At 46.5% G+C, this 25,384-nt stretch carries 25 protein-coding genes and 2 pseudogenes; all 27 read right to left on the reverse strand.

All coding sequences use genetic code 11. The annotated features are described in order from the left end of the window. Positions 1-983 (reverse strand): hypothetical protein (locus FD25_RS01750; protein ID WP_162256256.1); only part of this gene is annotated, 983 nt, incomplete at its 3' end. Positions 984-987: 4 nt separating this feature from the next. Beyond that, positions 988-3,258 carry a pyocin knob domain-containing protein gene (locus FD25_RS01755; protein ID WP_057800861.1) on the reverse strand — a complete coding sequence of 757 codons (2,271 nt, stop codon included), beginning with the start codon at positions 3,256-3,258 and terminating at the stop codon, positions 988-990. 15 nt (positions 3,259-3,273) lie between these two features. Continuing rightward, positions 3,274-3,885 carry a hypothetical protein gene (locus FD25_RS01760; RefSeq protein ID WP_057800862.1) on the reverse strand — a complete coding sequence of 204 codons (612 nt, stop codon included), beginning with the start codon at positions 3,883-3,885 and terminating at the stop codon, positions 3,274-3,276. Next, positions 3,878-5,038, reverse strand: coding sequence for a baseplate J/gp47 family protein (locus FD25_RS01765; RefSeq protein ID WP_225428574.1), 1,161 nt, complete (start codon positions 5,036-5,038; stop codon positions 3,878-3,880). Before FD25_RS01765 ends, FD25_RS01760 begins: the two co-directional genes overlap by 8 nt. Before the next feature lie 24 nt (positions 5,039-5,062). Then, complete coding sequence (locus FD25_RS01770; protein ID WP_057800864.1) at positions 5,063-5,446, reverse strand: contractile injection system sheath initiator; 384 nt, start codon at positions 5,444-5,446, stop codon at positions 5,063-5,065. Next, on the reverse strand, positions 5,443-5,805 hold the full coding sequence (locus FD25_RS01775; protein WP_057800865.1) for a hypothetical protein: 363 nt from the start codon (positions 5,803-5,805) through the stop codon (positions 5,443-5,445). Before FD25_RS01775 ends, FD25_RS01770 begins: the two co-directional genes overlap by 4 nt. Positions 5,806-5,814: 9 nt before the next feature. Beyond that, entirely contained in the window at positions 5,815-7,113 is a 1,299-nt protein-coding gene (locus FD25_RS01780; protein ID WP_057800866.1) for a hypothetical protein, read from the reverse strand. Beyond that, entirely contained in the window at positions 7,113-7,595 is a 483-nt protein-coding gene (locus FD25_RS01785; RefSeq protein ID WP_057800867.1) for a phage baseplate plug family protein, read from the reverse strand. The genes FD25_RS01780 and FD25_RS01785 overlap by 1 nt, the downstream gene beginning before the upstream one ends. A 10-nt stretch (positions 7,596-7,605) precedes the next feature. Then, the gene (locus tag FD25_RS01790; RefSeq protein ID WP_057800868.1) at positions 7,606-8,610 is read right to left on the reverse strand and encodes a LysM peptidoglycan-binding domain-containing protein; all 1,005 of its coding nucleotides are present in this window, start codon (positions 8,608-8,610) and stop codon (positions 7,606-7,608) included. A 61-nt stretch (positions 8,611-8,671) separates the two neighbouring features. After that, on the reverse strand, positions 8,672-13,975 hold the full coding sequence (locus FD25_RS01795; protein WP_057800869.1) for a phage tail tape measure protein: 5,304 nt from the start codon (positions 13,973-13,975) through the stop codon (positions 8,672-8,674). 234 nt (positions 13,976-14,209) lie between these two features. Next, complete coding sequence (locus tag FD25_RS01800; protein WP_146999948.1) at positions 14,210-14,743, reverse strand: hypothetical protein; 534 nt, start codon at positions 14,741-14,743, stop codon at positions 14,210-14,212. Between the two features lie 14 nt (positions 14,744-14,757). Further along, positions 14,758-15,195 carry a hypothetical protein gene (locus FD25_RS01805; protein ID WP_057800871.1) on the reverse strand — a complete coding sequence of 146 codons (438 nt, stop codon included), beginning with the start codon at positions 15,193-15,195 and terminating at the stop codon, positions 14,758-14,760. Positions 15,196-15,211: 16 nt separating this feature from the next. Beyond that, positions 15,212-16,396: a hypothetical protein gene (locus FD25_RS01810; RefSeq protein WP_057800872.1), complete on the reverse strand. Its 1,185-nt coding sequence runs from the start codon at positions 16,394-16,396 to the stop codon at positions 15,212-15,214. After that, the gene (locus FD25_RS01815) at positions 16,396-16,899 is read right to left on the reverse strand and encodes a phage neck terminator protein (RefSeq protein ID WP_057800873.1); all 504 of its coding nucleotides are present in this window, start codon (positions 16,897-16,899) and stop codon (positions 16,396-16,398) included. Before FD25_RS01815 ends, FD25_RS01810 begins: the two co-directional genes overlap by 1 nt. Next, positions 16,883-17,293: a hypothetical protein gene (locus FD25_RS01820; RefSeq protein ID WP_057800874.1), complete on the reverse strand. Its 411-nt coding sequence runs from the start codon at positions 17,291-17,293 to the stop codon at positions 16,883-16,885. Before FD25_RS01820 ends, FD25_RS01815 begins: the two co-directional genes overlap by 17 nt. Beyond that, positions 17,283-17,702 carry a hypothetical protein gene (locus FD25_RS01825; RefSeq protein WP_146999949.1) on the reverse strand — a complete coding sequence of 140 codons (420 nt, stop codon included), beginning with the start codon at positions 17,700-17,702 and terminating at the stop codon, positions 17,283-17,285. Before FD25_RS01825 ends, FD25_RS01820 begins: the two co-directional genes overlap by 11 nt. Before the next feature lie 38 nt (positions 17,703-17,740). Further along, positions 17,741-17,959, reverse strand: coding sequence for a LysM peptidoglycan-binding domain-containing protein (locus FD25_RS01830; protein ID WP_162256257.1), 219 nt, complete (start codon positions 17,957-17,959; stop codon positions 17,741-17,743). Positions 17,960-17,974: 15 nt separating this feature from the next. Then, complete coding sequence (locus FD25_RS01835) at positions 17,975-18,307, reverse strand: hypothetical protein (RefSeq protein ID WP_057800877.1); 333 nt, start codon at positions 18,305-18,307, stop codon at positions 17,975-17,977. Between the two features lie 11 nt (positions 18,308-18,318). Next, complete coding sequence (locus FD25_RS01840) at positions 18,319-18,546, reverse strand: hypothetical protein (protein WP_157050044.1); 228 nt, start codon at positions 18,544-18,546, stop codon at positions 18,319-18,321. Between the two features lie 55 nt (positions 18,547-18,601). After that, positions 18,602-18,691: pseudogene (locus FD25_RS14480) on the reverse strand (hypothetical protein); the annotation flags it as partial. A 44-nt stretch (positions 18,692-18,735) separates the two neighbouring features. Beyond that, a complete protein-coding gene (locus FD25_RS01845) occupies positions 18,736-19,848 on the reverse strand; it encodes a major capsid protein (protein ID WP_057800879.1) in 1,113 nt (370 codons plus the stop codon). Positions 19,849-19,860: 12 nt separating this feature from the next. Next, on the reverse strand, positions 19,861-20,253 hold the full coding sequence (locus tag FD25_RS01850) for a hypothetical protein (protein ID WP_057800880.1): 393 nt from the start codon (positions 20,251-20,253) through the stop codon (positions 19,861-19,863). Between the two features lie 18 nt (positions 20,254-20,271). Then, entirely contained in the window at positions 20,272-20,943 is a 672-nt protein-coding gene (locus tag FD25_RS01855) for a capsid assembly scaffolding protein Gp46 family protein (RefSeq protein ID WP_057800881.1), read from the reverse strand. 152 nt (positions 20,944-21,095) lie between these two features. Further along, positions 21,096-21,290 (reverse strand): hypothetical protein, encoded by a 195-nt coding sequence (locus FD25_RS01860; RefSeq protein ID WP_057800882.1) that lies wholly within the window; start codon positions 21,288-21,290, stop codon positions 21,096-21,098. After that, a complete protein-coding gene (locus tag FD25_RS01865) occupies positions 21,277-22,698 on the reverse strand; it encodes a hypothetical protein (protein ID WP_057800883.1) in 1,422 nt (473 codons plus the stop codon). Before FD25_RS01865 ends, FD25_RS01860 begins: the two co-directional genes overlap by 14 nt. Next, positions 22,622-24,244 carry a phage portal protein gene (locus FD25_RS01870; RefSeq protein ID WP_057800884.1) on the reverse strand — a complete coding sequence of 541 codons (1,623 nt, stop codon included), beginning with the start codon at positions 24,242-24,244 and terminating at the stop codon, positions 22,622-22,624. The genes FD25_RS01865 and FD25_RS01870 overlap by 77 nt, the downstream gene beginning before the upstream one ends. 14 nt (positions 24,245-24,258) lie before the next feature. After that, positions 24,259-25,188 (reverse strand): annotated as a pseudogene (locus FD25_RS01875) (PBSX family phage terminase large subunit); the annotation flags it as partial. Between the last annotated feature and the right edge of the window lie 196 nt (positions 25,189-25,384).

The following is a 25,384-nucleotide window of genomic DNA, read 5'->3' on the forward strand; positions in this document are numbered from 1 at the left end:
CGATAGTGTTGAATCCATTTGTAACCGTTCGTATCGCTTCCATTCACAAAAGTATAAACGTCCGTATCTGTAGCACTGACAATGGCTGTCACCTTATTCACCCCGAGCGAATTTATTGAAACTGTATTGCCGTTATAATCCACTTTGTAACACGAGCGGCTAGAATCTGCACCCGCTACGACAAAATAAACAAAACGTCCATCCCCCCATACGCCCTGATTATCATCAGGACGTAAAGAAATGGTCCTTACCTTAGCCAATACCGTTCCGTTTAATTCATAAATTTGAACATTTGAACTACCAAAAACAAAATAATGATTTTTCACAACTGCAACCCCAACAGCTGTATTCTGCCCCCCAGTATCAATAGAAGTAACAGTAGCAAGCGTTCTGGAATTTAGTAATACTAAGTGGTCATTTGTTGGTAGTGCCAACACGTTATCACTGTATACTACATTATAAATTGTTGACCCAAGTGCTACATCTTTGGCAACGGATAAATCGTCATTTATCAACCTGATCTCAGATCCACTATCAGTAACAACGAATTGGTTTTGAGAAGGAATGAAAGTTTCAACGTTTAAGTGGCTACTATTAGTTACCCCTTTTACTGCAATCTGTGTGCCTGAACTAGTAAATTTATACAGGTAGTTTTCTTTAGGAAAGACAATATTTCCCTGTGAATCAATAGCAGGAAGCATTGGTGACTGAGAACCATAGTCCAAAATATTTACCACGCCATAAGGAGCCCCCGTTCCCAATGTTAATCGTTGCAGTGCTGTTAACCCACTGATATAGATATATTTATTATCAGGAGTTACCGTAGCTTGCAGTCCATAAGTGGCCACAGTTAGTGTCTCTACTAACTGAAATTGCTTACGCGTTAGCCAATAGATTCGATTAGTTTCGTAATACGCAGTAGCCGTTGTGCCCTTATTCCGAATCATACGATCAAATTTTGAACCATTATATAAAATTGTCATGGCATCATTCCTTCGTAACCCAGAGGTGTAGTTTATCGTTTGCTGACTTGGCCTTCGCAGTGGCTTCATCCGCGACGGTGTTAATCAGTGGCGTGCCGTCGATAGTTAAGCCGTTCGTCGGGTCAACATTAATCAAGTGCCCGTTTATTTTGACGCCATTGACAAAGTTGTGGACCTTTGCCACATTTCCACTGGTCGGGTCAGACTGGACTGGGGCATAGGTGTTGCTGTTTACCGTGATAGTTCCGTTAGTATTACCGGTTACAAAATGCTTCCAGCCACCCCACTGTGGGACACCACCACTATAAATTCCAAAATAGTGAGAACCAGTCAAACTATAAATATCGACTTGTTTCTCATTTCCACCGTTCCAGCTCGTGGAAACTACTTTTCCCCAACTTGGGTCAACCCCCGTTGGAAGACTCTTTGGAGTCGCCCCCCGGTAGTAGTAAGTTCCATCATCTAAATTAAGAATGTCATCATTAGCAGTTAGGGTGCGCTGATAAAGTACCCCACTGTTTTCAAGGGCACTTACCGATGCCATTTCGGTCCAAGGGGTAAAGACAATGCCGTTAACACTATGCCATCCTCGTACCCATACCCGGCCCGTATTTGAGTCAATCAGGGTTTGTGTCCCATTGGAGCCTGCAATTTGTTTAACTACTAGAGACATCCATTGATTGCCGCTTAGCCCGCTTGGAAGATGGGTTACCGTAACGCCGTTTAGCATATAGAACCCAGTCGTCATTAAAGCATTCAAATCACTACCGGTATTTAAAATCATTGAATTCGGTGCCCGCCATCCACTCCAGTGAGCCGGAGAACCCAAATAGGTATTGATTTGCTCATGACCGTTTACATCAAACCAGCGTAAAAAACGATTACCATTATCAAAGACCTGAACCCAACCCCATGTAATCCCCGGAATACCGTTTTTTGGAGCCGTTCCAACGATTGGATAGACCCCTGGGCCAAGATTGAAAACATCATCATTTCCGGTAAGATTACGCCCCAGCAGGGAGCTTGGCGCAATGTCATCAAAAGTAGCAAGATGTTTCCATGTAACGATAGTTCCGTTCTGAACGACGACCGAATATGAGCTGAAATTGTCGCCTTGGTTTGAGTGGAAGGTGCCACTAGCGAATCCTCCGCCGTTGGAGTGCAAAATCCCCCGGATTGAATCCTTGGACGGATTATTAATGGCGCCGTTTTGAATATAGGCGCTGTAAAAACCAGCCTTTTGTGACATTGCAATAAGTGACGTATTTACATCAGTTTTACCATCAGCAGTGACCCCCATGATGTGGGATTCAACCGCGCGTTTCCATCCGGTATCGCTCGTAGGCGAAATAGCCCGAAAGACCGAATCCCCGGCAACGCTGACACCGCTGGCATAAAAATAGCCCGCGCCCTCTGATGTAAGCATTGAATCTACGACGCTTAGAGGTTGACCATCAATAGTAGTCGAAGTTTTGTCATCGCGAACAAAGTAAACTCCTGGTTTAGCGAACTGAGCCTTCACATAAGTGGCATAATCTGAACCGGTTGGGACCGTACCGGCAGTATAAGACCCGGCACCAAACATCGCCTGTTTCTGCCAGTTAGCAGTATCGGTCACATTAACCTTTGCCTCGCCAACTGTGTCCACATCCTTGGTGGTGGCCATCGCGTTCCCCTGTCCGTCCGTGGCGCCCTGCTCGAAAGTCTGCTTAGTGGAAAATTTATTATCCACATTGGTCTTGGCTACATCGGCCAAATCACTATCGATAATAACTTGAACGTCAGTCTTTAATTTATCCAAATCCTCAGCCAAGGCGTAGGCTACATTGGCTAATTTAAAATCGGCTGGACGATCAGCCTGATAAGCTTGTGTAATCGCCACAGTTAAACTATACAAAGTATCCTTAAAAGCGGTAATCACTGCTCCAGATCCATCAGCAACAGCAATCGTCATTAATTTGCTATCGGTATCTCCCTCAATATGGGCCATGATTCCGATAGCGTTAATGTGAAAGTCTTGGTCTACTGTGAGTTTTTCAGTTTTATTTGCCAATACAGCCTTAACGGTGAATGTATTGCCCAGGGTGGATTTTGAGTTAATCGGATACATCAATGGACTACTAAATAAATCTACTGTGCTTTTCGTTAAGTCCGTTTCTCCTGATAGGTCTGCTTCAGTAATTAGAAAATCATCAAAAATAATAGCCTTTTCAGCCTTATCCGCACTTGCAATCGTTGCCGTACCGATATCAGTCATACTTGATTTATAATTCATGCCTTCACTCCTTTCCTAATTTCCCACAATCGCAAGCTCTTCATTAATCTGTACGCAAGTCGAAACACCAGTATCTACGTGGATACTAGTGATTAAAGATACTTGCGATAGTGTTACCCCTAAGACCAGCGAGTTTTGAAGTTCCTTCATAAAAAGTTGAATCAATTCAGGATGCCCTACATCGTCCAATGGCAAGTTCTTAACTGAAACATGAAACGGTTCTCCTACAGCAGTCCCGTCATCATTAATTTGATAATCATTTTTGACCTGAAATTCGTGCGGATCCACGTCAAAGGCCTGTGAGATAATTCGAATCAGCTCGTTTGGGGTCCCCTGACTGGTCCGATTAATCGAGCGTAATTTTAATAGGAAGCGATACACTTCATCAGATTTACCCATCCGTGGGAGTTCCCAGTCATCCCCATAGTCATCGAGTTGACCACCAACCATGTTATCCAGCGCTGTGGCCTTTTCAATGGCTAAAGAATCTTCCATGTCGTCGTACAAGAACTTATCAAAGACTCGCATCATTCGTTCTGTCGGGCTGCCCTTTGTCGTGTTGATCCGATTGGTCGGGACGGACAGAACTTCGTCTTCGTGATAAAGTTCAAACTCAGATTTAGCCATTGATTGTCACCTCAATCTCATCATCACTGGTATCCCCAATGGCGAAATTATCAAGCTGAATGTCAGCTCGCTTTAAGTCATTTTCTGAAGTTCCCCACTCTAAGTTGGTGATATTGCTGACGGATTCAACATCGTAAATCACGCCAAAGAGTTGTGTGTATTTTAGCTTGTCGCCCATATTAAATTCGTCCATCCAAGCTTGAATGCTGTCGCGAATATCCTGAATGACTTCATCGGTAGTCATCTCACCAATATCTCCTAAGTCAACGCTGATACTCATGTAAATCTGCTGCGTTGACCCAACAGAAAAGGCGACGTGATTGACGTCGCCATTATCAAGTGGAATATCATATTTTTTATCGCCAGTTAGTGTAATTCCCAGTGCAACGTTATCGGAAATGGTCTGGGCAACCTGTTGTTCATCCCCGCCCAACACATAAAGATGGGTGGTATACGCCGGATCACCCGTAACTTGTGGTGGATTCGAATTAACAATATGCCGAACACTCCGAACACCCACCACCTCAAATAATGCAGTCGTGATTCCGTTCGGCGTCGGCGATTTAATGGCATTTTGTGTCATGAGAACACGCCGCCGTAAACTGTAATCCGTCTCCATATCAGCACCGCCACCGGCTGCTGTTGGGTTTGTCACATCCGTAATTTCTTCGACGTAGGTTACTTGGTCAGTGATGGTGTTTGCATCACAGTTGTATTCTTCGCCAGTCTCCTCAGCGTCAACCTTAACCGTGGCAGTTCCATCTAGGCCAATTGTAACTTCTTCCTCAGTCAGGTAGTACCGGTCTTGGTTATTACTAAACATAGTTTCGGCATCGATGACATACCCTGCTACCCCTTTAATAAGTAGCTTCGTCGTTGCGTAGGCGGCGGCATTCCGTGAAATCCCAACATTGCTTGCTAACCGGTCCAATTGAACCCCTTCGGCCAACAGAACAAAGCGTGAGTCATACAAGTCTTGCTTGGTCAGATCAGATTCGGCCAGTTGCCGGGCCAACGATTCGGCAAACGTTTCAACGTAGGAGCCGGTTGAGAGGTCAGCATCTGGGCCCAGGTTCTCCGCCTTCAGTAGTTCCGTTTGGATTGCCAACAACCACTCATCATAGGTTTTCGGCTTAAATCCAGTTAGTGTCATTGGCACTAGGTATTACCTCCCTTCTTAAATCCCAAAGCTGGTATCAAAATCCATGTTAGGGTCACTATTTTCGATAATTAGGTCATCATCAGCTAGTTGCAGCGCTACATGAACATAGGCCCGGCGCGTCTTATAATCTGGGGCTACGGTGACGCTCAACACCTTGTCAATCCGGTCATCTTGCTCTAAAGCCTCGGCAATTTTATCCGCTGCTAAATCCGCATTATCATTTTCGCCAAAAAAGTCTAGCCATTCGACGCCAAAGTCAACGTCGTTCACTGCCCAACCAACCTGAGAGAGTAGTCGCATCTCTAAGGACTGCTTCAGCTCTTCAGTTCCACTCACCATCTTGGTACCATTTGTTGGATCAGGATTTCCATTGGCGTCTAGCTCTACATCTGTGCTCACTTAATCACCCCCAAGATGATACTAGAATCGACGCTATTGGTTCGGTATGGATCCGCATGATAATCTTTGCCTTTTTTGAAGTTAGCAGTCCCTTCAGTAATAACCCCGACCAGGACTTCATCTCCTACCTTATAGCCGCGTACTTTTACACTCGTACCTTCAATTAAGGCTCCCAGGTCTAGTTGTGCAACTTTACGAACAGCCGTTTGTTTCTTGCCATCCGCCGTTAAGGCTCGCGGCTGAACCGTTAATGGCGATGTGGCAACCACTTCGGCCCTGTATAACCCTTTGAGACCACTAATCCCCAATGCAACCCGCTGATCAATCAACGGTACAAGTAAATTCTCACCGCTCTTCATTTAGTCACCTCACTTCTTGCTTTGCCGACTCGCCCGCTTAGCTTTTACGGACTTACGCTGCTTAGCGTCCTTAGCTCGTTCATTCTTCTCTTTAAGCTTGGCCTTAGCTTTATCTTTATCAGCAGTAGCCTTCGCCTTTTTAAGCTTAGCGGCGTTTGCCTTTTTGTACGCGGCCAATGGGACAAACTGAAAAGTGACCGTACTAGAGGACGATGTATACTCGCGCTGGCCACCCAGGACAACACATTTACCCAGGTTTTTGATACCGTCATCTACGTAGACCAGGGCCCCTACATAAATTTCCTTGCGCATCAATGACTGGGTCTCATATTTCTGACCGCCATAGGTTGCATCATCACTAGGTGTAGGGTGTGTTAGCAATCCAGTTTCTGGCGTCAGATGAAGTTTGGCTTTTTGACCGGTCGTAATCTCCCGGATATAAAGTTTTCCGTTATAAATGTAGACTGTCGTACTGGCAATATCAGCTAGCTTTTTAATGGCATTAATCGGCTTACCACTCACCGTATAGTCATTCGCGAACTTGTGATTGTAGACTAGCTTAACGGGGCCAAGCGGAATCTTAGCCTTTTTAGCAATCGAGCGAATGGCCGTAGAAACGTAGGTACCCTTCTTAAACGACAGGTTTGCATACTTAATCTGTTTGGCATATTTGGCCTTGGAAGTTTTCTGCTTAGTCGTCTGAGTGTACTTTTTTCGCGTCTTAGCGGCGTAGGCCTTTCGCTGAGTAGCAATTTTCTTACGTTCAATCCCCCGGTCATGAGCCTTGGCATTTGGATTATTTCGTAACCAGGTATTCAGTTCCTTGGTCTTTTTTTGGTTATATTGGCGAATCCGGTCAGTGGCACTCTTACCGCTAGCCTTTTTTCGCGTATTCTTCGTCTGCTTAACACGGACCTTAGTCACCTTACGAACTTTGAGCACATCCCCGCTGATTTCTGGAAAGTGGTTAAAGTTGACCTGTACTGTTCGGTCCACACCATCTTGTGCCATCGGAGTAGAAGACTTGATGGTCCCCTTAGTAATCTGACCACCATTCTTTGCTGTGGCATCAGCATTATAGAAACCCGCCGTTGCTGTAATCGTTCGACCCTCTAAAAAAATGCCAAACTGATTCGGAGTCAGGTTGTACATAGTCAGCTGGTTCATATCCGGATTAATTCCTGTCGAAAATGGTGAAGTTAGCTCCATCGTGCTGTTATGTGGAGCCTTGTCCCACGAGAGGAATTCCTTACGGTGCTTTTTAGGCCAAGTCACGTAGATGCGCATGTAGCGGTGAACTAAATCCATTATTCACCGCCCCCTTCACTGCGGATAAGGTCTAAGTCGTCTAACTCATCCAAGTCCTCATCATCGGGTTCATCCGTTTCGTCAGCGTCAAAATCCATACCGGTTTCATCCCCATCCGGGTTGAAAATGCCCTCATCGGTGTTACCTGGATCAAGTTCGCCAGGAAAGGTATCATCTTCGGCAATCCAAATATCCCTATTGACGTTAGCAAAGTTGACCACGGTTGATTTACCCGTTTCATCAATCATCACTAAATCTTCACGCGGTAAATTTTCGTCATTGACCCCTGCGAATAGGCGCTCGCCAGCAACCAACTTCTCGCTGGTGATCAGATCGTCGCCATTCTCATCCCTAAGTGTGATATAAAGCCGGTCGTTGACATGGTTGTACCAAATTTCGGCCTCGTAATCGATGCCACTAAGCGTCACGTTAAACGTTTCGGGGAGCTGGTATTTATTGAAATTAATGGTGTTCCGGTACATTAAAATTCACCTACTTTACCCGAATTTTCTTGCCAATGGGTAGCGTCTTATCAGGAAAACCGTTCCAGCTTCTGAGTTTGGCAATCGAGGTCCCAAAACTCACATGATATCCCCAGTAAGTATCCCCTTTCTTAATGGTTAGATACTTACCGGCCTTGGGCTTAGTATCCTTTCGGGTTCCCTTGGTTGCCGTTTTTTTACCTGTGTTGGCTCCCTTATTCGTAGTCGTTTTCTTCTTCGATTTTTTGCTAATCTCACTTTTAGCCCATTTTACGTCTTGAATCGCTACTGAAACCGGAACCGCATTATCCCGGGGAGCGTCGAAATTTGCTGCCACCGAGGTTAGAACCGAGTGGTTACTTTGGCGTTGCCCGTGATGTAACTCGATTTCAGTCCCATTAGTGGACCAACGCTTTAGGCTATCAAACTGTTCCTTCAGACCTTTAATTTTCGAGATTAACGAACCGCCTAGCTTCCCATCGATTTGTCGTTGAACTGGGGATGTCTGCGTATAGTGATTAACGTATTGCCCTGGGGCAATGGAATTGGTGGTCAAGTCAGTCGTAACCGTTTCGCTTTCGGTCGTGTTATCGATGTAAACATAGCTGTTAACACTCCGCGGATACTTGGGGATGACAAAGGGGCGTTTAGCCTTCCAGTACCCTGGCTTATCCTTCTGCATTTTGGTAATGATTTTCTTTTTTGTATTTAGCGCTGCCTTTCGACGCTCAGCGGCCTGACTTTTCTTGAAAGTGGCCAAGTCACTTTTAGCCTTGTTGTAGGCCCCCTTAGTTTTGGTAACCTTCCCCTTAGCCTTCTTAGTTGATTTAGTAGCTTGCTTGATTTTGCCATCGAGCGAGTTTTTTTCGGCGGTAGTCTTGGCCTTAGAACGTCTCGACTTCAAGTCGCCTAGCTTCTTGTTATTAGTGGTATAGGTTGTCCGTGCCTTGTTATAAGCCGTCTTGGCTCTAGTTACCTTAGACTGATAGGACTTCAAAGTTTTCTTTTTCGCCATAGGACTACCTCCTCTTAATTTTTCTATGTAAAAGGCCTCCCATCGCTGAGAGGCCTGTTTTCTATTCTGCTGACATGAGTTTCATAGCCAGATTGTTCATCTTAGCTTCAAAATCACGCTGACTTTGAGTTTCCTGCTTAGCAATCGTCTTGCGTACAGCTTCTGGATCACTGACGCCTTGAATCACGTACTTAGGACTGTAGGTGATTTGTGGACGAAGGACCATCTCCCCTTTAGAATGTTGGGCAGTCGATACACTTTGCTTGGAAAACTTAGTCTGTGATTCCTTCATCTTGGCAAACTCACGCTGCATTTTGGCAAATGCTTTAAGCTGGCCAAACATGCTATTGGGTGCCTTATTGGCGCGATCACTCATCGCTTCCAACAATAACTTGTCCGCCGTTGGACGACTGGTGTTAATGGCCACTTCTGATTGCCCAGGGACTTCACCAAAAACATTTACTTGTCCGTTTTTAGCCCATCCGCCATTAGCGTACCAACCGTGAGAACGTCTAAAACTAAGTGCCTGGTTAATACCACCATATCTACCATTCACATAACTCTTCATCCACTTTAGTTGCGTAATTGGATTAGTTTTCCAGTCAGAACCAGCTGATGCCATCTTAGAACCAGGCAAAGCCTGGGGGATACCGTAGGCTGAACTACCTGGATTATGAATAGTTGGATTCCAACCGGATTCAGGAGTAATGATTGAATTATAAGCAGCAAACTGATTTTCGGAAATACCAGCTTGCTTCAACCAATTCTTATGGCTACCAGTTGGGGCCGCACTAGTCCCAACAGCACCGCCATCATCCTTAGGAGCAAGACTCTTACTTACCCATTTGAGTCGATTACCCAGTTCAGACTTAACTAGTTTAGTAAGTGCTGGGTTCTTAGACTTGGCCTTGAACTTAGCAACGCCAGAACTACTCCCATGCATTTTGGTAACATCGTACCAACCACGATGTGAATACCCACCGTGAGTCCAAAGAGAACCCTTTGACACACCAACGTGAACGTGGACGTCATGGCCTGCTAAGTGGCCCAAGGTCCCAAGGACTTGTCCAGTTTTAACCTGGTCACCCTTGCTGACTTTGATGTTACCCATGTTCCCAAATTCCTGGTAAATTTCTTGGAACCCATCGTCAGAATGAACTTCAATGATATTCCCCAAATCTTTGAAATCATGCCAGTGATTATCAGGCCCGATATGGGCAACGGTCCCGCCATGGACCGCACGGAAAGCTGAACCAATAGCGCCGCTAAAATCGACACCATCATGGACGCCAGAACCACGCGATGCGTTAAATCCGTTAGATGCTCGCAAACCTGGCGTATGGGCCCAGTTACCACCCGCACCGGCACCACCGGACATCGCATCTTTCAGTTGGGACCATACCTCAGTGTTCCAAGGCTTTCCAACGTGGTTAGCCGCACCCTTGGAAGTTGCCATCAAGCTGTTCCCAAAGAACGTATTTTTGCCGCCCTTAAGGTTACTGGTAAAGTCACGACTCCATGCCGCCTTAGGGTTCTTATCGCTTCGCTTGATCAGACGTCGTAAGCCGTCCGTCCCTTTTGCAAAGTGCGGTAAAGCCCCGACATCTTGAAGCTGTGCGGTTTCGGACCCGTTAAGGACCTCATCCCCAGGGCCAAGCGGTAAGACTACATCATTCCCCTTAGGCATGTAAGCTCGGCCGTTGGGCTTAACGATGGTTTCTTGTCGTGGACCGACCTTTGCATCGTTCACAACAGCCATCGTGTGCTTACCGATGGGGCCTTTACTACCTTGGGCGTAGTGAATGAGTGGTAAGACGCTACCACCGCCACCAAACTTATTCAGCACCGTGTTAATCCCACTAATGCCGCCATTCAGTTGCCTGATAGTGGCCGCCATTTCCTTGTGGGCGTAACCCGGTAGCTTACCGAATATCTTGTCAAAGTCCGATACCATAGCCTGCGTAACGGAATTCATCCCTTTATGCAGTTGGTTCATTTGAACCATCGAACCCTTTTGCATGGTATCAAAATCACTGACGGTATTTTTCCGGATAGTATCGGTCCGCTTGTTGGTTCCCTTCTGGATGCCAGTAAATTCGCTAAGATTAGTCTTGCTGAGAAGTTTGACGCTCTTAGTTGACTCCTTCTGCATCGTTGACCAGGACTTCTTAGAGCCCTTTTGTAACTTGGTCAGGGACTTCAACGAAGTCTTAGAAGAAGCGCCGTAGGCATCAAATTTGAGGCTCGTTGTCCCCCTATTCTTACCCTTGACTAGCTTAGTAGTTCCACTAGCGTACCCTGGGAGAGTCATCCCCCGACCAAGGCCACCAGCAGCCACCGCAGCGGAATCATGCGCATTTAGAATTCGCTCACCAGAGTGAACTCGCTCTAATGCCGGACCGTTTTGACCCAGCCAACGCATATACCCCTTACCTGGGTGATAAGCCATCTCTCGGCCTTGCTCACCCACGAGGGCCATATGATTAGTTCGCATGTATCCGCCTGCTGCATGAGCTAACCCGGTTTGAACATTGATCTTAGGCTTAGAACTCTTTCTAGAGATTACACTATTATTTTGCTTGCCAAGAGTCTTAACACTCTTAGGAGTCTTACCGCCACTGGTGGATGGACTATCGCCACTAACCCAACTTTCGATGGTCTTGATAGGATGAGTCAAAAACTTACCAATATTTTTACCAAGATCAATCAGCCCATCCAGAATCGTATGAAATAGATCCATAAATACTTTGCCGATTGTTCCAAATATCCCACTAGCAATCTGCCCCATGTCCCCCAAGATGTTTTTCCAACGATGATGGATTAAATCGCTTATGAGCGAAAAAACCCCGCTAACCGTTTTAATTAGTCCTTCAATGACATGCGACACCACTTTAATAGCAGTTTTAACCACTGCACCAAATACTTTGAAGGCAACACCGGCCACTTTCATAGTCGGAACCAAGATAACCTTGAAGAGTTTCAAAGTATCCTTGATGGCCGCACCACCATTCTTACCGGAGAGCGGCTTTACTACGTAGCGAGTCCACGCTTTAGAAATCCCCTTAGTTGCGGAATTCCAAACCCTCGTAATCGACTTGATGGTTGTTTTGAACGGGCTAAGCAAACTGCTAAAGGTCTTCTTCACGCTAGTAACTGCTGACCCAATCGACTTCTTTAGCTTTTTAGGTAGAGTTTTCTGAATCGTTGATCCAACTTTGGCACCAAGGGCCTGGCCAATAGCTGCACCGGCCATCCCCCAAATAGGGCCAAACATCGAACCAATCGCACCACCAGCGAGCATCCCTCCGGCGGACCCAACCTTTTTACCGGCATTTTTATGATTCATACCGATCAGATTAGTTCCAGCCGCAGCAATATCTAAGACAGGCAACTTACCAGCAAGCTTTAGCCCGCCCTTGGCTAATCGTCCTGCCGTAGTAGCTCCGGGGATGCGCGCCAGAGCACTAACGCCCCGTGAGGCTAAGGATTTAACCCCAGTTTTGGCAAAATTAAAACCGCCCCTAGTTTTAGAGGCGGCATAAACTGCTGCGGATTTAATTCCTGATCCTGGTCTTGTCCCGGCCATCCAGTTAACGGCTTTAGAACCGCCCCGGCGCATACCTGACCAGTTCCAGCCATTCATTGCTAGACTTCCTGGAGTCTTTACTCGGCTACTAAAGTGCGAGGTTCCAGAGCGTAAGCTTTCGCGTCCAGTTGCTGGCTTCTTACCGCCAACTCCCAGGAGGCTTCCAGCCAAGCCTGATAATCCACCACCTTTACTTTTACCACTAAGTCCGTCCATCGCAGTTAATGCCGCGTGCATCTTCATCAATGAACCGGCCGCTAACGCTAATGGACCAACTACGGCGGCCAATAAAACGCCAAGACTAATGAACTTCTTAGTTGGTTCTGGTAATGCTTGGAACCCTTCCAGCATATTCGCCAAGGCCTTAGTAATCTTAGTTAGCGATGGCATCCACGCATTGGCAATATTGACACCCGAGCCAATTAGACCCTGTTTGAGCCGATCCCACTGCTTTTGAAGCGTGTTCATGTTCTTCTCGGATAAAGTGGCAACGTAACCCTTACCGTGGTTCATGTTCTGAGACTTCTGAACCTTTTTATCCAGAGCGTCGACCTGCTTGTAAGTTTCACCCAGAGTTTGAGCCGCACTAGAGGCGGTAACCCCGAAAAGTTGCGCATAAATCGCACCCTTTTCAGTGTGGCTCAAATTCATCTTGTTCATCTTAGTCGCAAGTTTTCCAAAAATATCCTGGATCGGCAAAAGTTCCTTGTGGGCATCACGGAAGTCACTATAGCTTAATCCTAAACGCTTCATTGCATTAGGTGCTTTCCCCTTTGTCGGGGGGCTAGTTAAACGCTGGTAGATTTGCCGCATTGAGGTCCCAGCTTGGCTACCATCAATCCCCGAATTGGAAAGTTGGCCAATTGCTGAAACTGTGGTGTGTAGCGACTGGTGGGCAGCGTGTGCATCAGGCCCAGAGAACTGAAGTGCTTCACCTAAGTCACTGAAACTCGTCGCTGTTAGGTCAGCTGAGTACGCCATTTGGTTAATGGCCGTCTTACTGGCTGCGGCCATCCCCTTGACAGAGTTCACTTTCATCCCAAATTGCTCAATAGCCGACGCTGCGTTGTTCACGACATCGGCGTAAGCATCGCCGGAAGCGATAGCCCCCTGCAGATAGGACTTCTGCGAACCTAATGCCTGATTAGACGTATACCCACGCCGAATCAGCGTTTCATACCCAGCGCCAATCTTCTTCTGTGCGACCCCATAGGTGTTGGCATATTTCGCCCCATCTTGTTGCATCGCCGCCACGTTTTTAGTGACTTCTGCCTGTTTTTCGCCACCGGTTACGGCTAAATTGTTGATCACTTTATACCGGTTTTGCAGACTTGCAGCCGTCTTCAAAGCTACTCCAGCTCCGAGTGCCACTGCACCCGTTACGGCCGTTGCCTTAGCTCCAAAGGATTGCATCTTACTTCCAAGCTCACCCAAGTCGCGAGTTTGCTTTTTGAAGTAAGAAGTTCCGGTAGCCTTTTTCATCGTCCGAGAAAGGTTCGTGGTCTTCATGTTGACCCAATCAATCTTGCTCCCAGTCCGACCGATGGCCCCCGTCAGGCTGTCAAAACCACGAGTCTCCTGGCGGATGCTTTCGGGGATGCGACTATTACTAGCCTCACGATTTAGTTTACCAACGGCGATTTTAGCACCGTCAACGGACTTGCTTAACCCAGGAACCAGCTTATCAAGTTGTTGAATGGTCTTTTTCATCCCATCGAGATTGGAAAGGCCATCAATGTCAATTCGATAATTGATTCTGTCTCCAGCAATGTCAGGCATTACGACCCCTCCTTAGCTCCAAAGGCTAAGACAATCGCGGAAGCCTGCGTATATTTGTTCATCTTGGTGCGCTGCTCCGTCGCATACTGCAAAATGCTCAATTCATTACCAGACATCTGACTAATTTCTTCACGGGTAATATTGACTGCCCCATGAATGTAAGCCGACCACTCCATTGCTAGTTCGGGGTTCTTCTCAAAGATTTTCTCAATCTGGCGCTTATTGAAGAAAGTATTAGTTCTTGAGATAAAACGTGACGATGATGCTCATCACATCATCGAGTTCAGCTTTAGTCATGCCAATTTGAGATAGGCTCTTAAGCGTTGCCTTGTGGATTGGCGCGCGATTAACCAGGATAACCCGAATAATTTCACTCAAAATCATCTTGTAAACACCTAAGTTGTTAACCGTGATGAAACGATCACCACTCTGCGTTTCGTTAATCCGAACTTGGTTATCAGACAACTTCGTGCTGACCTCTAAATCAGGCTTAACTACCGTGATTCGAAGTTTCTTACCATTCTTCAGGTCGTAGTCCAGGTTGAAGTTATTATCAACCGTAATTTCTTCATCTTCCCCACGGCTGATAGATGGTAAGGCATCCATGACTTCGGGATGAGTATCCGTCGCCTGATCAGTAGATGAAGTCGCCACCGGAGTTGCATCCCCAGCTACTGAATTCCCTGGATTAGCCGTTCCAGCATTCATACCGCCGGGAACTCCTGCTGCAGGGTTATTGTTTTCAGTAATTACATCTTGGTTATTCATAAAATCCTCCTAAATTAAGCGGCCTTGTTGCCTTCCAAAGAGATCTTGTTGCATGAGAACCCGGCGTCAACCGTTTGGGCAGTCCCACCGACGTTAATATCTGGATTCTTAGTGAGTAACGCTTTACTCGTGAAGATGTGTTCGTATGGCGTCGTAACGTCAATTTTGTGGTACCCGGTCGATGCACCAAAGCCCATGATGTCTTGCCAAGTATCAGAAGCCCGATTCAAGTGAAGCGTCATCGTCCCACGGCCATCGTGGTTCTTAACAGCGGTACCAGCACCCTGTGCATCGATTTCCATCGTGACGTTATCAGTCGTCCAAGTAACCGACACCATATCGTTACCGTTGAAGTATTTGACCAGCTTGTCATCCAAGTAGATGGCTACGTCAGCCGCATCGAACAAAGGTTCTTCATCTTCGAGCGTGTTAGCTAAATTTTGTCCAGCCATTATTTTTCCTCCTCTCCTACATCACAATCGTGTTTTCGATGTAGACGTCTTCAACCATCCCCATTGGGTGGTACTTTGTCTTGACACCACGCATTTCACGCTTAGTTTCGTAACTCTTCGGTAATTGCGATGGCGTCAGGTAGTCGACCTCGTAATCCGGCTTACCGGTTTCGTTACCATCGGCATCAACGGCCGGTGCAATGATGTCCAGGTCACCCGCATCCAGGAAAGTTCCCCGAATTACATTCACAATGGCGTTGAACCCAACCTCGCTATAAGGGATACCCTGGGCCGCGTTCTGAATGAACAGGTTGGCAATTCGAGCAGTCGCTTCGTTTTGAATCCAATCCCAGCCAAGAATGGTATCGATGTGAATTCCGTCAGCAGACATCCGAGAACTGGTAATCCGTGGAGAATCAAGCACGTAAGCGTAGGTAACGATGTTGTGCTTATCCAGTTCGGCAAGATCATCCGGCGTAAAGTCAAAACGGTCCTGCGGTTTTGTATAAGGTAAGTCTCCCAGTGCATACTTAACGGCTGCGTGAGGATTCCGCCCGTCTTCCGAACCAATAAACGCGGCATCTAAAACATTGTTGTAGGTGTCCTGAACATCGGCCGTAGAGTCATCCACCTTTGGTAAGGTGAACTTCATCGTCCGCTTGTTATCGGAATATCCTTGCAACTTAGTAGGATCATCGGCGTATAGGATAAACATCCCTGTATTCTGTAACTCAATGAAGTTAGAAATCGCCTGGGCTACTTCATCATCGAAGTCCACTAAGAACCACATTTGTGGCCCCGCAAAGTAATACTTCTTCAAAGCCGTTACAGCCCCGGTTGCATCAGCAGTCAACGTTGGGGATGCACTCCCAGCATCGGCCGTCACTTTAGCGCCATCCCCCGTTGCTTCCGCCTGCACGTCTGTAGGATCACCTTCCGCAGAAGCAACTGGTGCGTAAGTCAGCGCCAACAAACTTGAGGCTTCATTATTTGCAGAGAAGTAGGCCCGTGCCTTCTTCCAAAACGGGGAGTACATCTCGAAATCTTCAGTAACGGCATCTAAATCGTCGTAAACCTTGATTCCTTGCTTGTCCCCTTTGACTAATCCACCAGCAAAGACGGCCTTAGCAGCGGTCGTATACTGATTTGAGATGTGAGCCGGGGAAATCCGGTTCACCGTACTGAATAACGTACTGGCCATTATTCATCCTCCTTTTGGGTATTAAAAAAGCCCTCAACGGCGCTGATTACGTCGATAGGGCTTGTGTAGTGTCTGTAGTATTGAATCGTCAAATCAAATCCATGGTGGTAAACGGCACTGAAGGGTAAATCTGTCAGCGACCGGGATCGCGCAGGTGTTGCCTTTTGAATCGTAATGCCTGCGTGAGTGCGCAAAAGCTGTCGAACGTAAGGGTCCAACAAATAGGCCCTTAAGTCCCCACAGATTTGCATCCCTTGGCCCATGACCTTAGCGAATACGTCTAGGCTAATCACTGCTTCGAAGGTCCCATCATTCGCAGTCGCATCGCTAAAAACGGGGTCATCAAACGTTAAAGGAAAGTAGGCCACAAACGGAGGCTGTTTTACCTGAGCGATTTGCGCGTTAGGAACAACCTCACACTCCGTTATTTTTCCAATCACGCCAACTAACGGCGCAAGCTTTTCTTCAAAGTCCAGCGTCTTTTTATCAAACGGCTGGTTCAAGGGCGTCATCCCCCTTCAGGTAATAGACGTAGATGTTAGCCGTGTTTTCATTGGGGGCCACTTCGTCAATCTGAAAAATATGCCCTTTGCACTCAACTAATGTGCCCACTCGAAACTCATGCTCCGAGTACCAGGCATACTCCCGAGGAATGGTATTACCACCACCTCCGAGTGACTGGGCCATCATAGCGGACAAGACAGCACTGGAGGAACGAGGCACGACCGGGTCATTATAAGATTCGACATCAGGATCATCGGTTAAATCATCCCTGGTGAACGGAATTACCTCATTCAAGGCGTTTTTCTTACCGTCATCGAGAACATTCAGCTGGGGATGCACCTTAACGGGTACGGCGTAGATGCTCAACGCTTCGTATAAATCGTCATTGTCCACGTTTTAGGACCTCCTTATCAATTGAGCGATAAAGCCCGCCAGTATCGACCAGCGGCTGGTCACGCCCCTTTTTCTTGATGGTACTGGGAGCGTTGGCCGGGCTGACAATATCAATCTGATGGCGAACGTCCTGAACCATACGTTTGCCGACCAACTTATAGGCCGCATTCCCTGTTAATCTACCCTCAACGACGCCTTTAACCGCCTCACGACTAACAAACCGCCAACCATGCTTAGAGTTACGATAAACAGCCCCACGCAAAAAAGAACGCGCCGGGATTTTACTAGTCCCAAACTCGTTGTAGCGGACAATCTTTTGTAATTCTTCAGGCGTATGTTCCGGGACTGGCTTAATTGCCCCAACACTCACCTCAGCGGCATTTAATTGCTTCAAACGTCGCTTCTGCATGGTTAATTTTTTCAGGACCTTATCCGCCCCGGATTCCATTAGACAACCAACGGAATCTTCAGCGTCTTACCAGTAACCAGCTCGTTACCTTGTAACCCATTAGCCGCATTTAAAGCGCCCACGGTCGTCTTATCTCGGAATCTCAACCACAGACCATAAACCGTGTCGCCTTCCTGCACCCGGTAAGTCGCAAACGGAACTTCTCGTTGGTTAATGAGAACTTGCCCCGCTGGTTTAAAGCTATTTGTTTTTGCCAAGTTAATCATCCCTTCTTATAGAAATTGAATCCCATACTCTCCGTAACCCTGCTCACTAAGCAAATCTTGAAATTCACCCCAGGCATCATCAGACATTGCCTGGTCAAACTTAGTAGCAGTCGCATTCTCGGCCTTAATCGTCTGGAACCGTTCCTTGTGCTTAATGACTCGCAAAAATAGCAAGTGACAAGCATATAGCCGCACAGCCCGATCAATATTTTCATTCGTAATATTGTACGTTTTAACGGAGTTCCGAGCATCCCCAATGGCTAACATAATTTCTGCAGTATCAATGGTCGAATACTTTTTCTGACCAGTAATCTGTTTCGAAATTTCTTCATCAGTCATTTAATCAGCTCCTAGCCAGCTTTAACGGTAGCCCCATCCTCAGTTGGCGTACTCGTCACATTGGTCGGAGCCGCTTCCTGAGCCTGCTTGACTGTGAAACCAGGTACCGGCACCCGATTAGATTCTGTCAAGACACCAGCGTCATCAGTATGGGTCGATTCATAGTCTCCGGTTGGCACTACGGTACCCGCAGCAATCCCGGTAATCACAGCACCGTCCGTATCGGTTCCGGTTGCCACTGGTGTAGTTCCATCTTTTTTATACACATTCAATTTGGTAGCCATATTTTGCCTCCTAAGCAATGTAAGCTAACAGCTGGGCCTTGGTGTCAGAAGTCTTATAAGTGACTCCATTCTCGTCAAGGTAGGCCTTAATTTGGTCATTCGTCCAGCTGTCGTCGGGAACGCCGCCTTCTTCAGACGGCGTTACTAGTTTTTTGGTGTTTCAGCTTTCCCGTCCCCAGAACTTTCTTCGCCGGAATCCGACTTTTCAGGGGTCGATGCCGGTGCAGTTCCCGCAACATTCATGATTACGATGTTACGGGCCTTATCCAGGGCCGGTAGCACCTTTTGGGAAACGTGCGTCATAGTTGCAACCGGGTTATCAACCCGCTTAGTGTACATCGTAATGCCATCAGAGGTACGTGATAATTGATAATGAGGGTCACCGGCCAAGCCCATGTCTTCAGCAGTATCTGTCCAACTCATACGGCCAACACCGCCCTCTGGGATAAGCACGACCATATCATCGGGAATAAAGCGGTTTGAGCCAACACCCTTGTTGTAAATCAATGGTTGCACCCCACCAAGAATATCCACAAATAATGCCTTCGCTGCTGTTTGCGACATCCCAATATTGGTATTAGTTTTATTCAAGGATAGGCTATTAATAACTTCGCCAGAGTGAGCTAACTTACGGAAAGTACGGCCATTCATAATGGCATACGCAATCGTCGTACCATTATCGTCAGCAATTTTATCAATCTGATCTTGAATATCGGCTAGCGGGGATGAATCCATAGTTCCCCAGGCCGTTTTAACCGTAACTTTATGTTCGTCCGGAATTTTGAAATCACGTTTGTAGAGAATTCCACCACTGGTTACGCTAATTAACCCTGTGGTGAGGGCTTGCATGGCCAATACTTCACGGGTAAACAGTGCGTCTGTCAACAGAGATGCTGGATCCTTATACTGAGTATCCGTAATTGCTTTGATTTGCGCCGAATTGGCATTATTAGCTAATGCCCGCTTAATATCATTACGTCGCTTTTCGTTCATGGATTTGTAGTTCTTAAAAGGAATCGCCTTTAAAGTCTCACTTTCAAACCCAATGTTGTCGCGCTTAATGGATCCGACGTCATCCGTGGTAGCCGTCATCATTTCGGCTGGGTGATCTTCCCCATACAGCATTTCAATTTCATCCGTGTTGCTATAAGTTAAATCAAACAAGCTCTGATACAGGTAAGGCGCTCGTTCATTCGTCCGTGCACCCCACCACCCAATGATAGAGGTTGGATTTTCAATATCTGCAATTGTACGCATTCGTTATCCCTCCTAGTACCGGTCAACGACAGAAATCTTAGGTAAGACTGCCTTTAAAGCCTTCTTGAGTTCTGACGTATAGACCTTTTGCGTATCCTCATCCATTTGATGACGATTAATTGTTCCAGAAATAATGATTGAAGCCGGAACTGGGCCATCTAAAATGTTGTAGTCTTGACGCAAAATTCCTTGTGCAACGGTTGCATCCGTTGTTGGGACCAGCACCACGGAACCATCATTATTCAAATCGAACTCTTTATCGGCGGTTAGTAACGTCCCACCACGCATATACTTATTGCCGTCCGCATCGGCCACCATACTAGGGTCGTTAACCATCCCCGGAATAAGCGTAGCGTTCTCGTCATCCAGCAAAATATCATGACTGGTAACAAACTTCTTTGCCATAGTATTCCCTCCTGTACTTTATTTAAAATTATCCAAGGAAGCTCGTGAATTATTGGATTCAGCAATCGATTTGCCAAAATCAGTCAAGCTTTCGTTACCGTGCTTCGTAGCATTGGGGATGTGCCCTGCCTGGTATTCCTTGCGGACAGCATCCTCAGTTGTTTTACGAACGTTAGTAATGAAATCTAATAACTTGCTAGCGTTATCGATGGTCTTATCGTGGTCATCCGTTACCAAGACCTCAACAATGTTCTTAGGAACATCGATTCCACTCTCAGTAAAGACGCTCAAAGTTTCATCAACCGTATCACGGCGAGCCATCTTGGCCTTCAGAGCGGCAATTTCTTGCTGTTCTGGACTCTTAGGTTTTTCCTTATTTTTATTCCCGCCACGTAGCTTCTCTAACTCAGCCTGTGCCTGATCAAGTTGCGCTTGCAGTTCATTTTTGCGACTTTGTTCCTTACCAATGCGTCCCTTTAGCTTTTTGATAACTGCATCATTGGAATTGTCATCACTATTTGGTTTTTCATCGTCAGAACTGCTTGAATCGTTATTTCCATTCGAATTATTAGTGTTGGATTCATCCTCAGTATGACCAGCTGCATCGTTTGCCTGGTTACTGTTATCCTGATTCTCACCTTCAGCAAAATACTGCAGGTTCATTGGCATAATCGTTTCTAAACTCTTCATAATCACTTGCTCCTTTCGCGCATTTAAAGCCGTGGGAGGCTCTCAGACTGTTGTTTAACGCCAGCAGCACATGGGAAATGGCAATAAAAAAGCCAGTCAACCAGAGTTGCTGGTTAATTGGCTTAAAGCTAATTATTCATCTATTGAAGACCCTACTTATCGTTTTGATGAAGCTTCATAAATTTATCAATGAGTTTTTTATACTCTTCATCCGGTACACGTTTTCCAGTTACATTGGGGATGGGTGCCATTGGTGGCAGGCCGCCATACTCCGTCATCCCATCGTGGGTATATGACTTCCCAGCCAGCATCTTCTTAACGTTTTCAGCTTCATCATCTTTTGACATGGCTATCCTCCAACTCGACAAAGAATTTACCTTTATCATCCATATAGGTGTCTAAAATCTTGAATTTAGTATTACGTTCGTATAATACTTCACCTTCAGATAGATTAAAAGCACCTAACTCATGGCCTCTGGTAGAGTTCTTTATGATCAATTGAACCTTAGCCTCATCATTATAAGCTTCCGTAGCCTTAGAAAATGCTAGATATTCCTTGGGAACGTACTCCTTACCACCAAATTGCCAAAGAAATTTAGTTAAGTCATCCCCACTTAAATCAACGGAACGTTGCACTCTCCCCTTATAGGCTGGAATTTTAGTCAAAGCTGAGTCAAGCTCATCCATCGTCGTCTTAATTAAACCAGTTGGTTGCTGGCCTGAATAAAGAACATAGTTCAATTTATAAGAATCACCACTAACCCAGCGGAGAAGTCCTGCCTGTTCATCATCAGTTAATCCAAGGCTTCGAGCGGCTTGCTGTCGTTTTTCCAACACTGAGACGTGTGGGATTTTACTACATCGGCACAGGGGATGAGAACCGCCTGGAATCAAAGGTGCGTCATCCAAGTCGTAGGGGCCATCCCCGGCTAATCCAAGACATTTGATACATGCCCCCGGCTCGGTGACCCAATCAACCTTGGCGACCTTCAACATGCGATAAGTCGTCATATTGGCTTCATCAATCAAACGTGCTGATTCACTGCGAACTAAACGCTGTGAGATGTAATCCATTTGCTTAACTCGATCAGCGACCGATTGGGTTGGTTTGAACTGTTTGGGATTCATATGTGACTCAAGTAGCTTCCCCAAATCCTTCAAATCCATGCCGTGACGAATATGGCGATTAACAAGTCGCTCGACATCCCCGGCCAGTTCATCGCCATGCACCCATAAACGGTCTGACCACTGCGCTACATTTTTCGGGTCAGTGATGATGCTAACTTCGTGTTTGGCCACACCCACTTGCTTTGGAGTAAGGTCATACCCCTTCTTGAGATAACCATATTGCTGCTTAATATCATCCCCAACACGCTTAGCAATCGCCCGATGATTACGCGAAGTTAGTTGCAGAAGCCCTAAGGCGATGATTGCAATTAACATGTGCCGCTTATCGATGTCCTTATAGCTACCGGAGTAAAAGTCTAGCCGGTCAGTCGCTTCATCCGACCAATTACGAATATCTAGCTCCGCAATTGCCCGCCGAAACTCCTGGCGATCCCAGCTAGATACTTTGCGTCGTACCTGAGTAAGCGACAATCCCGTTTCATCGGCATATTGTGTGTAGAAAGCTGTGAGATGGTCTTTAATGTACCGAAGACAGTCATTCAGGTACTGCTCACTTTGTTGGTCCGTTTGATTGTCCTGATTGACCAGTTGCTGGATGTGATTCCGCTCCTGCTGCTGGGTTATCAACTACGCCACCGCCCTTCTTCTGGTCGGATAGGTAGTTTTGTAACTGGGGGGCCGCTAAGTCGGCCTCCTCAGCCTCTTGGTCCTTTAAGCGTTGAACTGCTTTTTCAGGATTATCAATGCCTGAAAAGAGCCCCAACTTGGTCACGTCATCAACTTGACCATTCATTTTTTGAACAATATCAGCCTCTTCAGCCAAGTTATGGGGGATGCTTCGCTTATGGTCAAACGCCAAATCGCTAACTTTCAGTGACGGTTCTCGCCATACATCGGTGAAGAGAATTCCAAATAGCTGGCGTAATGCTTTATCCATTTTGAGGGCCTTCGTCCGTGCCTTAGCCTGCATCGGTTGGTAACGTTGTAACAGTGCTACTCCACTAATTGCTTGGGCCGACATCCCCATGCTAGAATCGTTCAGGTTCACCACTTGGCTAATCTGATAAACCAGGTCAATGGCCCGGTTTAAGAAGTTTTCTTGCGTTTCATCATTAGAGTCAGGCGTCATAAATTCAGCGCTCGGCTGGATCGACGTATCATTCGTAAATGAAGCCTTTTTACTAAGATAGAGGTTAATCAGGCGGTTATCCTGAATCTCCTTAAGTTGCTCTTCGCTCAGCTTTACGCCCTTGATCACCAGGTAGGCATCAGCAAACGATGAAATATCATTCGTCTTAGCCGACAGTACACTATCAATCGCATCAATCAGGCTGATTACGTCATCAAAAATCCCAGTCCGTTCGTCATCCTCAGCAAACTCGATTAACGGTAGTTGGCTAAACTTATGCACGTCACTCTTCCGAACGGCCTCAGGGTTAGCATTATCGGCGTTAGTCACTGATACCTTCCCATCATTCTTTTCGAGTACGTAGTTAGCGTCTTTCGTAATCAACGTGGGGATGATTTCGCCATCCCCGGTTGAGTAGCGAATGCCAAACAGAGGGTTGTGCATCACCGTGTCGTCATAAACGACAATTGTATCCCGCGGCGAGCTAACGGTGAAGTTAAGTTTGCCATCTACCAGGTAGGCATAAAGATAGGAACGTCCGTAGATGTCCGCCTGCTTGGCCCATTCACTAAAGACGTCTGAGTAATCACATTCAGTTAACCACGCTTGAATTTTATCGTTCCAATCGTCATCCCCACTACCATCAGTCTGATGCTTAATGGAGACCGGGTCCCCACTAAAATAGCCGTTAAACGTGTTGACCAGCTTCTTCGGTAGGTTAATCACCAACCGAGAGTCCGGCTTGTTTAGCGGCTTCTTTTCGCGATGAATGATGTCATAGTGGCGCCCCTTGTAATAGCCCCGCTTCATTCGGTATTTCTGGGCGATAACCTGGTTATGGTAAGCGGCGATGCTAAACACATCGTCTAAGTGATCCAGAATATCCAAGTTGGCCGAGTACAGAAACACATCATCATCCGTCAGGCTAACATTTTGACTTAGTTTGATTTCCTCGGACCCAGCGTAGTCTTCTATTCTCAGCGGCCGACCGCTCAACAGAAAATCCTGATTATTAGCCGCACTAAATTGTTGTGCAATATCCAATGTCTAACCGCCTCCTAATAGTTTGGTAATACCTGCATCCCCGATTCATCCGTTTCCGGTGCTAAGACGCCCATACAGAAATACCGCATCGCATCCATTGCATGGTCATGCTCCTTAACGACCTTATCCTCCCCATGTTGCGCGGCCTTGTCGTCCCAGACGTAACTAGCCAGCTCTTTGAACAGGTTAGTTAGCCCTGGGGTAAACATGATTCGACCGTTACTCATCAATGACTGAGTTAACCTAATGCCATCTAGAACATCGTTGTTAGCGGGGATGACCTCGTAACCACGTTGCTGAAGTAAAATAGCAAAGTGAACTGCCGACGGGTCCAGAATGATTGGTGCCTTGATGGTTCCCCGAAAATAAGATGAATCATCCCCCTGATCAGAGAGAAAACGGGCCAGGTCATCCGCATATTGGCCGTCCGTCTTCTGATGACTGTTAGAGGCCGCACGACCGTTGTAGTAGTATTCCTTAAGGCAATACCAGATACCATTAGAAAAGCCCCACAGAAGGAAAACTGTGGGGTTCAATGCGCCATAATCGGCTGACACAACATAATTTGTAATCGTGCTTGGGTCCGGTGGTGATGTGACCATCGTTTCACGACTAAAGTTGTCGTAAATCACTCCATCGCTCAATACCCACTGGCCTAGAATATACCGTTGATAGAAAACGCCCGTGTACATTCGCTCGTACCGGTCAATCGTCTCAGTTGAGAGAGAGGGATTGTCTTTCATAGTGAAGTGAATGTGAACGGCTTTATGCTCGTCTAGTTTGTCCAACCACTTCAGCTTGAACCAGTGGTAAGGACCGCTGGGATTGCAATTAAACCAAAACTTTGCGCCGTCCACACTGGCCCGGGCGGTCGCCTGGTTAACAAAACTCTCTGGCATCAATGCAACTTCATCAAAAAAGAAGCCTGCGACCGTGATCATTTGTTATCGCGCTGGCTTTTTATCCTACGCATCTTACACTTTCATGTAAGCTCAGCATACATTTTCGGCCATAAAAAAAGACCATATTGCTATGGCCAATGGTCGTCGGAGACTCTTGGGGGAGTTATATTCTTCTTGAAGGTTCATCCCCTATGCGTTACGGTGAGCCACCTATTTTAATAGGTGCTTTACCTCGGTA

This window comes from Levilactobacillus acidifarinae DSM 19394 = JCM 15949, assembly GCF_001434835.1.
In the GTDB taxonomy this organism is placed as follows: Bacteria; Bacillota; Bacilli; order Lactobacillales; family Lactobacillaceae; genus Levilactobacillus; species Levilactobacillus acidifarinae.

What these genes read in the sequence shown, in the direction of transcription:
- FD25_RS01755 (WP_057800861.1), bottom strand. Translation starts at nt 3,258, where the DNA reads ATGAATTATAAATCAAGTATGACTGATATCGGTACGGCAACGATTGCA.
- FD25_RS01760 (WP_057800862.1), bottom strand. Translation starts at nt 3,885, where the DNA reads ATGGCTAAATCTGAGTTTGAACTTTATCACGAAGACGAAGTTCTGTCC.
- FD25_RS01765 (WP_225428574.1), bottom strand. Translation starts at nt 5,038, where the DNA reads ATGACACTAACTGGATTTAAGCCGAAAACCTATGATGAGTGGTTGTTG.
- FD25_RS01775 (WP_057800865.1), bottom strand. Translation starts at nt 5,805, where the DNA reads ATGAAGAGCGGTGAGAATTTACTTGTACCGTTGATTGATCAGCGGGTT.
- FD25_RS01780 (WP_057800866.1), bottom strand. Translation starts at nt 7,113, where the DNA reads ATGGATTTAGTTCACCGCTACATGCGCATCTACGTGACTTGGCCTAAA.
- FD25_RS01785 (WP_057800867.1), bottom strand. Translation starts at nt 7,595, where the DNA reads ATGTACCGGAACACCATTAATTTCAATAAATACCAGCTCCCCGAAACG.
- FD25_RS01790 (WP_057800868.1), bottom strand. Translation starts at nt 8,610, where the DNA reads ATGGCGAAAAAGAAAACTTTGAAGTCCTATCAGTCTAAGGTAACTAGA.
- FD25_RS01795 (WP_057800869.1), bottom strand. Translation starts at nt 13,975, where the DNA reads ATGCCTGACATTGCTGGAGACAGAATCAATTATCGAATTGACATTGAT.
- FD25_RS01800 (WP_146999948.1), bottom strand. Translation starts at nt 14,743, where the DNA reads ATGAATAACCAAGATGTAATTACTGAAAACAATAACCCTGCAGCAGGA.
- FD25_RS01805 (WP_057800871.1), bottom strand. Translation starts at nt 15,195, where the DNA reads ATGGCTGGACAAAATTTAGCTAACACGCTCGAAGATGAAGAACCTTTG.
- FD25_RS01810 (WP_057800872.1), bottom strand. Translation starts at nt 16,396, where the DNA reads ATGGCCAGTACGTTATTCAGTACGGTGAACCGGATTTCCCCGGCTCAC.
- FD25_RS01825 (WP_146999949.1), bottom strand. Translation starts at nt 17,702, where the DNA reads ATGCAGAAGCGACGTTTGAAGCAATTAAATGCCGCTGAGGTGAGTGTT.
- FD25_RS01835 (WP_057800877.1), bottom strand. Translation starts at nt 18,307, where the DNA reads ATGACTGATGAAGAAATTTCGAAACAGATTACTGGTCAGAAAAAGTAT.
- FD25_RS01845 (WP_057800879.1), bottom strand. Translation starts at nt 19,848, where the DNA reads ATGCGTACAATTGCAGATATTGAAAATCCAACCTCTATCATTGGGTGG.
- FD25_RS01850 (WP_057800880.1), bottom strand. Translation starts at nt 20,253, where the DNA reads ATGGCAAAGAAGTTTGTTACCAGTCATGATATTTTGCTGGATGACGAG.
- FD25_RS01855 (WP_057800881.1), bottom strand. Translation starts at nt 20,943, where the DNA reads ATGAAGAGTTTAGAAACGATTATGCCAATGAACCTGCAGTATTTTGCT.
- FD25_RS01860 (WP_057800882.1), bottom strand. Translation starts at nt 21,290, where the DNA reads ATGTCAAAAGATGATGAAGCTGAAAACGTTAAGAAGATGCTGGCTGGG.